Here is a 13,489-nt window from a genome sequence, read left to right on the forward strand (position 1 = left end):
CACTGACACGATGATCGGGTTGCGCGGCGGGGGCCACGCGTCCCAGAAAAGCAGTCGGGTGGAGATATGCATCGCGGTGGCGGACTGGGCGAGGGGACTGATGACCTGGGTCCTCGACGTGCCCGGCGGGGGAAGCACCGGCGCGAGGCGGCGGACACCACCGACGCACGGCAGGCACAGGGCGGACAGACCGACCCCGAGCGGATCGACCGACGTGTCGACCGGCTCCGGGAGGCGAGCGGGAATGGTGGTCGGGTGGGGGTGACGTACAAGTACTTCGGCGCGCCGGACGGCGCGACCGCGGCCCGCGTCCCGATCTCGATGCGCCCGGAGGAACTCGGCGGCGACGAGCTGGGCATGAACGGCATGTTCACCAAGATCAAGCCGGAGACCATGGCCGCGATGGTGCTCACCGGCATCGAGGGCGTCCCCCTGCACAAGGTCCCCCCGCTGGAGCTGGTCGTCCTGCATCCCGACTACGCCGTGGTGAAACTCCCCATGACGGTCGTCGACCCCCTGCGCGGCATCGGCGAGGAAGCGGTCGGCGCGGCGGCCTTCATCTGGTCCACGGTCCCCGACCGCGGGGGCCCGCGGGACGCGTTCAACGTCTACCAACTCCTGCACGAGTGGCAGGACTTCAGCCACCGCCTGCATGAGGCGGGGCATCAGCCGTACTGCCTTGTGTGGCCCTGATGCGGCTCGCCCCTTCCTGGCGGTGGTGACAGGCGCTGGCGGGCGCTCCCTGGAGTGATCGCGGCCGCCGGCGGGAGGCTAGTCCTCGGCCGTGAGGTAGGCGCCGTACTCCTTGGCGGTCATCAGGCCGTCGGTGCTCGGGGTGCTCAAGGTGACCTCGATCAGCCACCCGTCGCCGTACGGATCCGTGTTGATCAGCTCTGGGTCCTCGCCCAGACGGTCGTTGCGGGCGGTCACCTCGCCGGTCACCGGCATGTAGACCTCGGAAACGGCCTTGACCGACTCCAGGGTGCCGAACGCTTCACCGGCGACGACCTGGCCGTCGATGGCGGGGAACTCCACGAAGACGATGTCGCCGAGCTGCTTCTGCGCGTGCTCGGTGATGCCGACGCGGACCTTGTTGGCACTCAGGGTGCGGACCCACTCGTGTTCCGAGGTGTATTTCAGGTCTTCCGGGATGTATGTCATGACACAAGACTGCTACAGAAGGTGCACCTCCGGTGACACATCGTCAATTCTGGGCGGTCCTGAGCCGGGGTTTCTCGGGGGCGTCGTCCAGGTGTTCGTCCAGGGACAGGGCCGCTGTGATCAGGGCCAGGTGGGTGAAGGCCTGGGGGAAGTTGCCGAGTTGTTCGCCGGTGGGGCCGATCTCCTCGGCGAACAGGCCGACGTGGTTGGCGTAGGTGAGCATCTTGTCGAAGGCATAGCGGCCCTGGGCGAGGCGGCCGGAGTGGGCGAGGGCGTCGACGTAGAGGAAGCTGCACAGCGAGAAGGTGCCCTCGCTGCCGCGCAGTCCGTCGGGGGAGGCGGCCGGGTCGTAGCGGTAGACCAGGCTGTCGGAGACCAGCTCGCTCTCCATCGCGTCCAGGGTGGACAGCCAGCGCGGGTCGCGGGGTGTGATGAAGCCGACGGACGGCATCAGCAGCAGTGAGGCGTCGAGCACGCCGCTGCCGTAGTGCTGGACGAACGCCTTGCGCCGCTCGCTCCAGCCGCGGTCCATGATCTGCCGGAAGACGGCGTCCCGGGCGGCGGTCCAGCCGGACAGGTCGGCGGGGCGGGCCAGCTCGCGGGCGACACGGATGCCGCGGTCGAAGGCGGACCAGCACATCAGCCGGCTGTAGGTGAAGTCCTGCCGGCCGCCCCGGGTCTCCCAGATGCCCTCGTCGGGGCGGTCCCAGTTCTCCACCAGCCAGTCGAGCACGCCGGACAGGCCCAGCCAGCCGTCGTACCCCATGTGGTGGGCGAGGTCCTCGGTGCGGGTGAGGGCGTACACCGCCTCGCCGTAGATGTCGAGCTGGAGCTGGTCGGCGGCGCCGTTGCCGATGCGGACCGGGGCGGAGCCGCGGTAGCCCTCCAGATGGCCGAGGGTCTCCTCGGCGAGCCGGGGGTCGCCGTCGACCCGGTACATGATCTGCAACGGCTCCCCGGTGACCGTGCGGCCCTCGCGCAGCCGCTCGCCGAGCCACTGCCGGAAGGCGTGCGCCTCCTCGGTGAAGCCCAGGCCGAGCAGGGCGTGCAGGGAGAGGGAGGCGTCCCGGACCCAGGTGTAGCGGTAGTCCCAGTTGCGTTCGCCGCCGAGCTGCTCGGGCAGGCCCGCGGTCGCGGCGGCGACGGGGGCGCCGGTGGGGGCGTAGGTGAGCAGCTTCAGCGTGATCGCGGACCGGTTGACCGTCTCCAGCCAGCGGCCCCGGTAGCGGCTGCGGCGGATCCAGCGGTGCCAGAAGGCGTACGTCTCCTCGAACTCGGCGCGGACGCTGTCCGCCGTGGGCGAGGGGGGCGGCTCGCCACCGGCCGCGCACACCGTCAGGACCGCCGCCGCCACGTGTTCCGGCTCCAGTTCCACGAAGGCGCGCACGTCCCGCCCGTCCGGTTGCAGGGACACCGGTCCCGCCGTCTGGAGGTAGGCCTCGGTGCCGGGCGCGGAGAAGTGGGCGGTGTCCTCGCGCAGGGTGAGGCGGTGCTCGGCGCGGGCGTAGTCGAAGCGGGGACGGCAGGTGAGCGAGAAGCGGACCCGGCCCCGGGTCACCCGCATCACCCTGACCAGCCGGTGGCGGTCGGTGGCCGTCTCCGGGCGGTCCACGGGCATGAAGTCGACCACTTCGCCGACCCCGTCGGGGGTGAGGAAACGGGTGATGAGCACGGCGGTGTCGGCCAGGTACAGCTGGCGCGTGGTCACGTCCGCGCCCTCCACGGCGATCGCGAAGTGTCCGCCGCGGTCGTGGTCGAGCAGGGCCGCGAAGAGGCTCGGCGAGTCGAAGCGCGGGGCGCAGAACCAGTCCACGACGCCGTCGGAGGAGACGAGGGCGGTGGTCTGGAGGTCGCCGATCATCCCGTGGTCGGCGATGGGCGGGTAGCGCCGCATGGTGTCCCCTTCCGGTGCCTGTCCGGCGGCCCGGTCCGGCCGGCGCCGTACGCCTCGACCTTCCGCGCCGCGCCGGGAGCCGGCCACGAGGGCCGGGCCGTTCGGGCGAAGCGCGCCGCGGGGCTGTTGGTGTGAATCCCCGGCGCCCCCGGTCGCCGGGGCATGCGGGGGCTGTTCGGCGGCCCTTCACTGGGGTGACGGCTGATCACGGACAGGCAGGAGACGTCATGGTTGGACAGGTGGGACGGGCCGGACGGGCCGCGGTAGGTGCGGTGCTGGTGGCGGTGTGTGCCGCCGGGGTGGGCGGCTGCTCGGACGGCGGCGACGGTGTCGGTTCGGGCGCCGCGAGCAGGGCGGCCTCCGCGGCCTCCTCCCTGGCCTCCCGGGGTTCCGACGCCGTCGCCTCGGCCACCGCGGAGGCCGGACAGGCGATGGAGTCCATCAAGGGGGGCGTCGAGGCCAAGGACCAGGTGACGCTGGGCAAGCCGGGCACGGACGGCGACGGCCGCGCCACGGTCCAGGTGACGGCACGGAACACGGCGGGCGACCCCAAGTCCTTCGCCGTACGGGTCGAGTTCCGCGCCCAGGACGGCAAGCTGGTCGACATGGTGGTGGTGACCCTCTCCGACGTGGCCGCCAACGCCTCCGGCAGCGCGACGGCACGCAGCACCCACAAGCTCTCCGGGAGTGTGCGGGCGGAGGTCGGCACGGCCCTGCGGTACTGAACCCCGCAGAGCACCGCTAGGGGGTGACGACGGCGAAGTCGGGGTCCGGCTCCCCGAGATGGCCGAGCAGTTCGGCCAGTACGCCCGCGTCACCGGTGACCGTGATGCCGTCCCGGGACGCCAGGTCCGCCGGCGGCACCGTGCCGAGCAGGACGGCCCGCAGGTCCGCCTCGCCGAGGGTGATCTCGACCTGCGGGGCGGCCGCGGCCGGGCCGGTGCCCGTCACGTGGGTGAGGACGCCGTTGCGCAGGCGCTGGGTGACGGGCTCGCCGTCGGTCACGTTCCAGCGCACGGTGAGGTCCGCGTCCCAGGCGCGCGGGCCGTCGACCCGGATGGCGAGGGCGTCGAAGAGCTGGTCCAGGGTGAGCGCCGCGAGCAGGTCGGGCGAACTGGTCGCCGTGGGCGTACCGACGGAGCCGTGGCGCAGTTCGAGGGCGCCCATGAGGAAGAAGTTGCGCCAGGTGCCGCTCTCGCTGCCGTAGCCGAGCTGTTCGAGGGCGTCGGCCTGGAGGGCGCGGGCCTCGGTGTGGCCGGGGTCGGCGAAGACGACGTGGTTGACGACCTGGACCACCCAGCGGAAGTCGCCGGCGGCGAAGGACTCCCGGGCCCGGCGCAGGACTTCGTCGGCGCCGCCCATGAACTCCACGTACCGCTGGGCGGATTCGACCGGCGGATGCTCCCACAGGTGGGCGGGGTTGCCGTCGAACCAGCCGAGGTAACGCTGGTAGACGGCCTTGGTGTTGTGGCTGACGGAGCCGTAGTAGCCGTGGGTGTGCCAGGCCCGCTCCAGGGCCGGGGGCAGCTCGATCAGCTCGGCGATCTCCGGGCCGGTGAGGCCCTGGTTGAGCATGCGCAGGGTCTGGTCGTGGAGGTAGGCGTACAGGTCCCGCTGTTCGGACAGGAACCCGATCAGGCGCTCGCGGCCCCAGACCGGCCAGTGGTGGGAGGCGAAGGCGACGTCCGAGGAGCCGGCGAACAGGTCGATCGCCTCGGTGAGGTAGCGGGCCCACTCCTTCGGGTCGCGGACCTGCGCGCCCCTGAGCGTCAGCAGGTTGTGCAGATTGTGGGTGGCGTTCTCGGCCATGCACAGCGCCGCGTGGTCGGGGAAGTGGACGTTCAGCTCGGCCGGTGCCTCGGTGCCGGGGGTGAGCTGGAAGACCATGCGGACACCGTCGACCGTCTCGGTCTGCCCGGTGGCGGTGATGTCCACGGTCGGCGGGATCAGACCGACCGTGCCGGTGGAGACGGTCTGTCCGAGGCCGGTGCCGATCTGCCCGCGCTCGCCCTTCGGCAGGGCGGCGCCGTACATGTAGGCGGCGCGGCGGCTCATGGCCGTACCGGCGTAGACGTTCTCGCTGACCGCGTGCTCCAGGAAGCCCCGCGGGGCGAGGATCGGCACGTCATCCGTCACCACACCGCGTACGCCGCCGAAGTGGTCGGCGTGGCTGTGGGTGTACAGCACGCCCGTCACCGGCCGGTCCCCGCGATGGGCCCGGTACAGGGCCAGCCCCGCGGCGGCGGTCTCGGCGCACAGCAGCGGGTCGATGACGAAGACGCCCCGCTCGCCCTCGACCAGGGTCATGTTCGACAGGTCGAAGCCGCGCACCTGGTAGATGCCTTCGACCACCTCGAACAGGCCGTGGTCGGAGCAGAGCCTGCTCTGCCGCCACAGGCTGGGGTTGGCGGTGTCGGGGCAGTCCTGGGCGAGGAAGCCGTAGGCGTCCAGGTCCCAGACGGTACGGCCTTCCGTGTCGCGTACGACGCCGTCCCGGGCCGTGCCCATGAACCCGTGCCGCGCGTCCGCCAGATCCTGCTCGTCGTCGAAGGGGAACCGGCTGAGCACCGCCCGGTTGGCCGCGGCGATGCCCGGCTCGGCGGGCCTGGATCCGTCGGAGCGGGTCATGTCGGACTCCCTCGCAGCGTCGTGTGGAACTCCCTCACCGGAGGGGTTGGTGCCACCGTCTCCCGGACCCGGCGGCGTCACGAGCGGGTGTGGGCCGGACAGGGGAACGACGACTCGCCCCCGGCCGTGCCCCGCCGGACACTCGAAGTCCCTCTCTCCCCTGGACCTGGACCGGTGAATGGCGACAGAGCCCGTACGCGCCCGGCCGCCGCACCGCGGCAGCGGCAGTCAGCGTGCCCGGCGCGCCCGCAGCAACGGCGCCGCGCTCGTGCTGGTCGCCGCGGGGGCGCTGCTGGGCTGGGCGTTGCCGCGGTGGGAACGGCATCTGCCCGAGGCCGGGCTGAGCTTCGACGCCTCCACGGCGCAGGCCACGCTCGCCGCGATCGCCGGGGGGATGATCACCCTCGCCGGGTTCGTGGTCACGGCCATCACGCTCGTCGTGCAGACCGTGCAGGCCATGTCGCCGCGGCTGGTGTCGGCGCTGGGGCACTTCAGCCGGTACCTGGTCCTGTTCGGTCTGCTGATCGGGACGGCCCTGTACGCGCTGGTGACCCTGAGCCAGATCCGGGGTGACAGCGTGCCCCGGGTGAGTGTGACGCTCGCGATCGGCCTCGTCCTGATCGACTCCGTCACGGTCCTGCGCCTGCTCGCCTCACTCCGCCACGCCGTCACCGGGGGCGGCCTGGCCCGAGCGGTGGGGGAGCGGCTGCGGACGGTTATCGAGGAGGTGTTTCCGGTGGAGGGGGCAGGGAGGTGGGAGGGGGCAGGGAGGTGGGAGGGGGCTGGGGGTTCGGAGCAGGCGGGGGGCTCTGGGCGGGCTGGGGGCTCGGGGCGGGCTGGGGGTTCGGGGCGGGCTGGGGGTTCGGGGCGGGCTGGGGGTTCGCGCTTGGCTCGGGATACGGGGGCAACTGGGGCGGGGCCCGGGGGGCATTCGGAGGCTGGTGGGGATTCCGGCTGGGCGCGGGATACGGGGGCAACTGGGCCGGAGCCCAAGAGGCACCCCGAGGCCGCTGGGGAATCCGGCTCGACGCACTCCGCAGACGTAACCGGGCCGGAGCCCAAGAGGCACCCCGAGGCCGCTGGGGAATCCGGCTCGACGCACTCCGCCGAGACGTCCGAGGCGGAGCCCACGTGGCGTCCAGAACCGGCCCGGGATCCCAGCTCGGCGTACTCCGCCGTGTCCGGGGCGTCAGGGAGTCCCGGGGAGCCCCGCGGCATCCCGCTCGTCCATCACGGGCCCCCGGCCGTCGTCTTCGCCGTCGACGAACCGCGCCTGACCCGGCTCGCGGCCCGCCATGACGTCCAGGTCCAGCTGCGGCAGGCGGTCGGTGACTTCGTCGGATCCGGGGTCGTGGTCGGACGGCTCGACGGCCGTGGTCCCGTCCCCGCCCGCCTGGCCCGGCGGGCCGCCTCCTGTGTGCGCTACGGCCCCACCCGTACCGTGGAACAGGACGTGGGGTACGGCTTCCGCCTGCTCGCCGACATCGCGATCCGCTCGTTGTCCCCGGCCGTCAACGACCCGACCACGGCCGTCCAGGCGCTGGACCAGATCGAGGAGGGCCTGCTGCGGCTGGCCCGCCGCCCGCTGGGACCCGCCTGGCTGCTCGACCGGGCCGGCCGGCCCCGTGTCCGCTGCCCCGCACCGCAGTGGGCCGACTTCGTCTCCCTCGCCCTGGACGAGACCCTTCTCTACGGCTGCGCCAACCCGCAGGTCGTACGGCGGCTGCGGGCCCTGCTCGACCGGGTGCGCGCCGAGGCACCCGAGGACCGGGCGCAGCCGCTCGACGAGCGCCGGGCAGCACTGGAACGGCTGACCGCGACCGCCCTGCCCGACCCCCTGCTGAACCGGGTGGCGTCCCGCCCGGACTCCCAGGGCCTCGGCGCCCCGTCCGACGAGGACCCCCGCTGACACCATCGGGCCGACCCGGCCGCCGTCCGGGGGCGGGCCTCGCGGGGAGCGGCTGACCACAACACCCCGAGCCGAACCGAACCACCATCCCGCCGGCCCCTCGGGGGCCTCGATAGTCCACCCGAGGACACCCCCTGCCCCGTCGGACCACCCCCGCTCCCTGCCCCGAGGCGGACGGCCTTGCCCAGGGCCGATTGACCGCAACACCTTGAGGCGAACCTGAACCCCCAGCGGCCCCGACACCCCGCCCCAGCGTCCCAACGCCCCACCCCCGAGAACACCCCCTGCCCCCGACGGGCCACCCCCGCTCGCCGCCCCGAGGCGGACGGCCTTGACTGGGGGCGAGTGGTGCGGCCGTGGGAGGCGGTATGACGTGGACGGTGCGGATCCAGCGTCTGCGCGACCGTGCCGAGGAGCGCTTTCCCGTCCTGACCGAGGTCACCAACCGGCTGCTGTCCGCGAACCTCCTGGACGCGGGGACCAGGCTCGCCGCCCAGGCGTTCCTGGCCTCCGTACCGCTGCTGTTCGCCGTCGCCGCCTTCACCCCGACCGGCGTCCGCGAGCAACTCGGGGAGTCGCTGCGCGCGATGTTCGGGCTCAACGGCCGGGCCGAACTGGAACTGGATCAGGTCCTCGGCGGCTCCGTAGACGAGACCGCCCGCGAGACCGGCGGTGTCGTCGGACTGCTCGTCGCGCTGGTCTCCGCCACCAGCTTCAGCCGGGTCATGGCCCGCGTCTGCGAACGCGCCTGGCAGTTGCCGAGGGCGAGCACCCGGATCGCGGCCTGGCGCTGGGTGGTGTGGCTCCTCGCACTGGTGCTGTTCGTCCTGTTGCAGGGCCCCATCCGCAGCGGCTTCGGCGTCGGCCTGTGGCTGGGCGTCCCGCTGCTGTTCCTGGCGAGCACGGGCGTGTGGCTGTGGACGCAGCGCCTGCTGCTGGCGGGCCGCGTCGACTGGCTGCCGCTGCTGCCCGGCGCGATCCTCACCGCGGCCTCCACCACCGCCCTGGCCCTGACGGCCCGCCTCTACGTCCCCAACGCGCTCGACCGCAGCCTCGCGGAGTACGGCTCCCTCGGTCTGGTCCTCACCCTCCTCTCCTGGCTGATCGTGGTCTGCGCCGCGGCCACCTTCTCGGTCACCATCGGAGCGGTACTGGCGGAGGAGCCCCCGCTGAACCGGTACGTGAGGAGGGACCGGCCACCGTCATGACGGGAACGGGGTGCCGGAGACCCGGCACCCCTCCCCCGGCTCACGCCGCCTGACGCACGGCCTCCAGCAGCGCCGCCCGCGCCCGCGCCACCCGTGAACGCACGGTCCCGACCGGGCAGTCGCTCACCGCGGCGGCCTCCTCGTACGGCCGACCGAGCAGCTGGGTGAGCACGAACGCCTCCCGGCGCTCGACGGGCAGCGCGGCCAGCAGATCGCGCAGGACGACCCCGTCGTCGAACCCGGGCACGCCTCGCGGCTGAGCGTTCTCCACGGCCAGCCGCCAGTCCGCTACGTCGCACAGGCGGGGCCGCGCGGCCGCACGACGATAACTGTCGATCACCGCGCGCCGGGCGATGGCCAGCAGCCAGGACCGGGCCGAGGAACGCCCCTCGAAGCGGTGCAGACTGCCGAGCGCCCGCAGGAACGTGTCCTGCGCGAGGTCGTCCACAGCCTGGGGATCAGCCCCGAGATGAGCGACATACCGCAGCACATCCCGCTGCAGCGCCCCCACGAACCGCTCGACGGCAACGGAATCCCCGGCACGCGCGGCAAGCGCCCACCCGGTTATCGCATCGTCGAGGGCGGCGGATCTGGGGGGTGCGGGGTGGTACGGAAGGGGGTTCGGGGCGTGCGGGACGGTTGCCACCGGTTTCCACGCGCACGGCGCCGTTTCCGGCAAGGCAGGAGCGATCACCTGTTGTCCTTCGGGTCGTCCCGAGTCCGGACCGCGGCGTGCGGTGCGGGCAGGCGTGGCGGTCAGGGACCCGGTGAGGGATGTGGGGGTACGGCCACAGGGCCGTAAGCGCCGGCTGTCGTCAGGCGACAGCGGGCCCCACAGGCGGACCCCGAGAGGTGATCGCGTGGACGAGGAGAAGGCGCGGTACGCGGTCCGCGCGGCCCCGGTCGAGGCGTGGGCGCGGGGTGAGGTCGGCGGGGGCGGGCAGGGCGAGCAGCAGCCGCAGCGGCGCGGCCAGCCATCCGGCCACCGCCCGCAGGATGCGGAACGCGGCCTTCTCGCCGTACGCCAGCCACAACCCGCACAGCAGGGCGGCGAGCAGATGGGCGGCGAGCATCCCCACCGACGGAGACACCTCCGCCGGCGACGGCACCGCGGCCGTCATCGAACTCCCGTGATGCATGTGCCCCATATCCATGGCACCCATGGAGTGCACGTGCCCCGCACCCATATCCGCACCGGACGCGCCGGACGAACCGGACCCGCCGGACGCACCAGACCCGCCAGACGCACCGGACGCACCCAACCCGCCAGACGCCGACTGCGCCCAGGAGAACACCGAGTGCAGCCCCGTCTGCGCGGCCACCACGACCGTCACGACCAGCGGCAGCCCACGCTCGCGGCCCGCCAGGCACCACCCCACGGCCCCGGCGCCGGCCACCCCGGCCGCCAGCGTCCACGCGGGCACATGGCTGCCGGACATCAGGACGTGCCCCAGGGCGGCGAGCAGCACGCACACGGCCGCGAACACCGCGGCCCGTGTCGTGCGCGTACCCCACCCTGCTGTCACAGCGCCTCATCCTCGCATCCGGGCACGTCCCGTCAGGCGTGGGTACGACGTCCGCCCCCGCCCCGCACTCAATCCCGAGCCTGTGACCCACACCACGGCGTTCCGGTGTTCATGTCCGTGAATAAGAATCAAGTACCCGGATATTGACGCGCACACAACACAACTCCCAAGCTTCCGGGGAGAAAGCGCTTGCCCCCAAGAGCCTGGAGGCACCCGATGCACTTGAGACCCGCCCTCGCGTGCGCCGCACTGCTCGCCGGTGCGCTGGTCGCGCTGTCCGGCAACCCGGCACAGGCCGCGACCACCCGGTACGAGGCCGAGGCCGCCGTCTGCACCGGCACCATCGACTCCGACTGGCCCGGGTACTCCGGCAGCGGCTTCTGCAACGGCACCAACGCCACCGGCGCGTACGTCCAGTTCACCGTGAACGCGGCCACCGCCGGCACCGCCACCCTGAACGTCCGCTTCGCCAACGGCACCACCACCCCCCGCCCGGCGAACCTGATCGTCAACGGCACCACCGTGCAGACCCCGTCCTTCGAGGGCACCGGCACCTGGTCGGCCTGGACCACCAAGACGCTGACCGTCCCGCTCGCCGCGGGCAGCAACACCGTCCGCCTCAGCCCGACCACCGCGACCGGCCTGCCCAACCTCGACCACCTGGACGTCGTCACCGGCGACACCCCGCCGCCGACCGGCGCCACGCTCTACGCCGCCCCGAACGGCACCGACAGCGCGGCCGGCACCCAGTCGGCCCCGACCACCCTCACCTCGGCGATCAGCCGGATCTCCGCGGGCGGCACGATCTACCTGCGCGGAGGGACGTACCGCCAGCCCTCGACGGTCACCGTCCCGGCGGGCCAGAACGGCACCGCCGGTGCCCGCACCACCCTGGCCGCCTACCCGGGCGAGACCCCGGTGCTCAACTTCTCCGCACAGACCGAGAGTTCGGCCAACCGCGGGCTCCAGCTCAACGCCTCGTACTGGCACATCAAGGGCCTGATCGTCGAACGGGCCGGGGACAACGGCATCTTCGTCGGCGGCAGCAACAACGTCATCGAGCGCACGGTGACCCGCTTCAACCGCGACACCGGACTCCAGCTCGGCCGGATGACCTCCACCACGCCGACCGCCCAGTGGCCGTCCAACAACCTCATCCTGAGCGCCGAGTCGCACGACAACGCCGACTCGGACGGCGAGGACGCCGACGGCTTCGCCGCGAAGCTCACCACGGGCACTGGCAACGTCTTCCGCCACGCCGTCGCCCACCACAACATCGACGACGGCTGGGACCTGTACACCTACGCCGACCAGGACCCCATCGGCCCGGTGACCGTCGAGGACTCCCTCGCCTACGAGAACGGCACCCTCAGCGACGGCTCCCAGGCCGGCGCCGGCGACCGCAACGGCTACAAGCTCGGCGGCGAGAACGTGCCCGTCAACCACATCGTGCGGCGCAGCTTCGCCGTCGACAACGGCAAGCACGGGTTCACCTACAACAGCAACCCGGGCACGATGACGATCTCCGACAACGTCAGCGTCGACAACACCGAGCGCAACTTCAACTTCGACGCGGGCACTTCGGTGTTCCGCAACAACACCTCCTGCCGCTTCAGCAGCGGCACGAACGACCGGATCATCGGCAACTCCGACGCCACCAACCAGTTCTGGTCCGGTACGAACGGCTCCCGCTGCTCCTCCTACGACGGCGCCCTCGGCTGGTCCTTCGCCCCGGACGGCCGCCTGGTGGTGACGTTCGGCGGCACCGCGGTCACCCCGTAACCCCACGGCACCGGCGTCCGGCCCGCTCGCGGGCGCCGGTGCTCACCTCGTCCCCACGGTCCGCAGGATCACCGGCACCAACGTCCGTGCCGCCGCCACGACTTCGCGCACCGAGACATGCTCCCGCGCACTGTGGGCGACCTGGATGTCACCGGGCCCGAACTGGAGCGTGGGGATACCGGCCCCGGCGTACAGGCGCAGATCACTGCCGTACGTCGCCCCGCGCACCCGCGGCCTGCCGTCGCCGACGGCGTCGGACCGGGCGTCCCGCACCAGCTCCGCCAGCGGATGCCCGTCCGGCAGCGCCCCGCTCGCGAACTGCCCGCCGGGCCAGCTCACTTGAGCCGGATTCTCCCGTAGCCAGGGATCCTCCGCACACGCCCGCGCCACACACCGCTCGAACTCCGCGCGCGCATCGGCCGGTTCCTCCCCCAGCCGCACCCCGAGCCGTCCCTCGGCCACCAGCAGATCGGGCACGCTGCTCGCCCAGTCACCGGCGCGCAGGGTGCCGACGGAGAGGCCGTACGGGATCGGGTATTCCGCCATCAGCGGCGCGGGGTCCCTGTTCCGCTCGGCCTCCAGGCGGGCCAGCGCCCGGTGCAGCGGCAGATAGGCGTCGATCGCGCTCACGCCCTGCTCGCGCGAGCTGCCGTGCGCCGACTTGCCGGGTACCGCGAGGCGGAAGGTCAGCGCACCGGCGTTGGCGGTGATGACGCTCCCCGCGGTGGGCTCGGCGATGACACAGGCGTCACCGCGGTAGCCGCGTTCCAGGGTCCCGAAGGCGCCGATCCCGCCGTCCTCCTCCCCCACGACGAAGTGCACGGCGACCCGCCCGCGCAGCCTGATCCCGGCCGCCCGTATCGCGGCGAGCGCGGCGAGGTGCGCGGTCAGTCCCGCCTTCATGTCGCAGGCGCCGCGGCCGTGCACGAGATCTCCGGTGACCCGGGGGACGAAGGGGTCGCCGGGCCAGGTGGCAGGGTCTCCTGGGGGTACGACATCGACGTGGCCCTGCAGGACGAGGGTCGGCCCGTCCCCACCGGCCGTCGTCCCGACCAGACCCCAGGCCTCGTCGCGGGGGGCCTCGGAGCCGGGGAAGGCGGGGTGTGAGCGCAGGGCGTCGAGATCCATGGACCACAAGTCGACGTCCAACCCGATGAGTTCGAGGCGACGGGCGAGGTGATGCTGGATCTCGGATTCGGCGGGAGTGCCGGTGACGCTGGGGATGGCTATGAGCTCCAGCAGCGTACGGGCGATGTCGGCGTCATCGATGGCGTCCAGCGCAAGCGCCTCTTCACGGCTCAACATAACGCCGGATGCTAGGGCTCCGCAGGGGCGCGGGACAGTGTCCATATGCGGCTCCGCCGCGTGAGCGCGACCAGCC

Annotated in this window: 11 protein-coding genes; 5 read left to right on the forward strand and 6 right to left on the reverse strand. The window is 72.6% G+C overall.

Features of this window, described 5'->3' with window-relative positions; all coding sequences use genetic code 11:
- Window positions 1-66: 66 nt before the first annotated feature.
- Window positions 67-693, forward strand: a complete 627-nt coding sequence (locus ACWD11_RS03840; protein ID WP_389415558.1) for a hypothetical protein — start codon at window positions 67-69, stop codon at window positions 691-693.
- Window positions 694-771: 78 nt separating this feature from the next.
- On the opposite strand, the gene gcvH is transcribed toward ACWD11_RS03840, so the two are convergent.
- Together gcvH and ACWD11_RS03850 are read right to left on the reverse strand one after the other, a co-directional pair.
- Window positions 772-1,161 (reverse strand): glycine cleavage system protein GcvH, encoded by a 390-nt coding sequence (gcvH, locus tag ACWD11_RS03845; RefSeq protein ID WP_389415559.1) that lies wholly within the window; start codon window positions 1,159-1,161, stop codon window positions 772-774.
- A gap of 43 nt (window positions 1,162-1,204) precedes the next feature.
- Complete coding sequence (locus tag ACWD11_RS03850; protein ID WP_451281066.1) at window positions 1,205-3,055, reverse strand: glycoside hydrolase family 15 protein; 1,851 nt, start codon at window positions 3,053-3,055, stop codon at window positions 1,205-1,207.
- Window positions 3,056-3,282: 227 nt separating this feature from the next.
- On the opposite strand from ACWD11_RS03850, the gene ACWD11_RS03855 reads away from it, so the two are divergent.
- Window positions 3,283-3,780: a hypothetical protein gene (locus tag ACWD11_RS03855; RefSeq protein ID WP_451281068.1), complete on the forward strand. Its 498-nt coding sequence runs from the start codon at window positions 3,283-3,285 to the stop codon at window positions 3,778-3,780.
- 16 nt (window positions 3,781-3,796) lie between these two features.
- Here the strand turns inward: ACWD11_RS03855 and ACWD11_RS03860 are convergent, their stop codons facing one another.
- Window positions 3,797-5,683: an alkyl/aryl-sulfatase gene (locus tag ACWD11_RS03860; protein WP_451281070.1), complete on the reverse strand. Its 1,887-nt coding sequence runs from the start codon at window positions 5,681-5,683 to the stop codon at window positions 3,797-3,799.
- 178 nt (window positions 5,684-5,861) lie between these two features.
- Between ACWD11_RS03860 and ACWD11_RS03865 the strand changes: the two genes are divergently transcribed.
- Complete coding sequence (locus ACWD11_RS03865) at window positions 5,862-7,592, forward strand: DUF2254 family protein (RefSeq protein WP_451281072.1); 1,731 nt, start codon at window positions 5,862-5,864, stop codon at window positions 7,590-7,592.
- Window positions 7,593-7,960: 368 nt separating this feature from the next.
- On the forward strand, window positions 7,961-8,800 hold the full coding sequence (locus ACWD11_RS03870) for a YhjD/YihY/BrkB family envelope integrity protein (protein ID WP_451281074.1): 840 nt from the start codon (window positions 7,961-7,963) through the stop codon (window positions 8,798-8,800).
- A 40-nt stretch (window positions 8,801-8,840) separates the two neighbouring features.
- On the opposite strand, the gene ACWD11_RS03875 is transcribed toward ACWD11_RS03870, so the two are convergent.
- Window positions 8,841-9,368, reverse strand: a complete 528-nt coding sequence (locus ACWD11_RS03875; RefSeq protein ID WP_451281150.1) for a sigma-70 family RNA polymerase sigma factor — start codon at window positions 9,366-9,368, stop codon at window positions 8,841-8,843.
- Between the two features lie 247 nt (window positions 9,369-9,615).
- Window positions 9,616-10,326 carry a hypothetical protein gene (locus tag ACWD11_RS03880; protein ID WP_389415565.1) on the reverse strand — a complete coding sequence of 237 codons (711 nt, stop codon included), beginning with the start codon at window positions 10,324-10,326 and terminating at the stop codon, window positions 9,616-9,618.
- A gap of 216 nt (window positions 10,327-10,542) precedes the next feature.
- On the opposite strand from ACWD11_RS03880, the gene ACWD11_RS03885 reads away from it, so the two are divergent.
- The gene (locus ACWD11_RS03885; protein ID WP_451281076.1) at window positions 10,543-12,108 is read left to right on the forward strand and encodes a carbohydrate-binding protein; all 1,566 of its coding nucleotides are present in this window, start codon (window positions 10,543-10,545) and stop codon (window positions 12,106-12,108) included.
- Between the two features lie 42 nt (window positions 12,109-12,150).
- Here ACWD11_RS03885 and ACWD11_RS03890 read toward each other — a convergent pair whose 3' ends face one another.
- The gene (locus ACWD11_RS03890; RefSeq protein WP_451281078.1) at window positions 12,151-13,413 is read right to left on the reverse strand and encodes an ArgE/DapE family deacylase; all 1,263 of its coding nucleotides are present in this window, start codon (window positions 13,411-13,413) and stop codon (window positions 12,151-12,153) included.
- Window positions 13,414-13,489: the final 76 nt, after the last annotated feature.

This window comes from Streptomyces sp. NPDC002776 (assembly GCF_053592195.1).

Bases quoted from the DNA above. Each gene is read 5' to 3' on its own strand.
- ACWD11_RS03840 (WP_389415558.1), top strand. From the start codon at position 67: ATGCATCGCGGTGGCGGACTGGGCGAGGGGACTGATGACCTGGGTCCT.
- gcvH (WP_389415559.1), bottom strand. From the start codon at position 1,161: ATGACATACATCCCGGAAGACCTGAAATACACCTCGGAACACGAGTGG.
- ACWD11_RS03850 (WP_451281066.1), bottom strand. From the start codon at position 3,055: ATGCGGCGCTACCCGCCCATCGCCGACCACGGGATGATCGGCGACCTC.
- ACWD11_RS03855 (WP_451281068.1), top strand. From the start codon at position 3,283: ATGGTTGGACAGGTGGGACGGGCCGGACGGGCCGCGGTAGGTGCGGTG.
- ACWD11_RS03860 (WP_451281070.1), bottom strand. From the start codon at position 5,683: ATGACCCGCTCCGACGGATCCAGGCCCGCCGAGCCGGGCATCGCCGCG.
- ACWD11_RS03865 (WP_451281072.1), top strand. From the start codon at position 5,862: ATGGCGACAGAGCCCGTACGCGCCCGGCCGCCGCACCGCGGCAGCGGC.
- ACWD11_RS03870 (WP_451281074.1), top strand. From the start codon at position 7,961: ATGACGTGGACGGTGCGGATCCAGCGTCTGCGCGACCGTGCCGAGGAG.
- ACWD11_RS03885 (WP_451281076.1), top strand. From the start codon at position 10,543: ATGCACTTGAGACCCGCCCTCGCGTGCGCCGCACTGCTCGCCGGTGCG.
- ACWD11_RS03890 (WP_451281078.1), bottom strand. From the start codon at position 13,413: ATGTTGAGCCGTGAAGAGGCGCTTGCGCTGGACGCCATCGATGACGCC.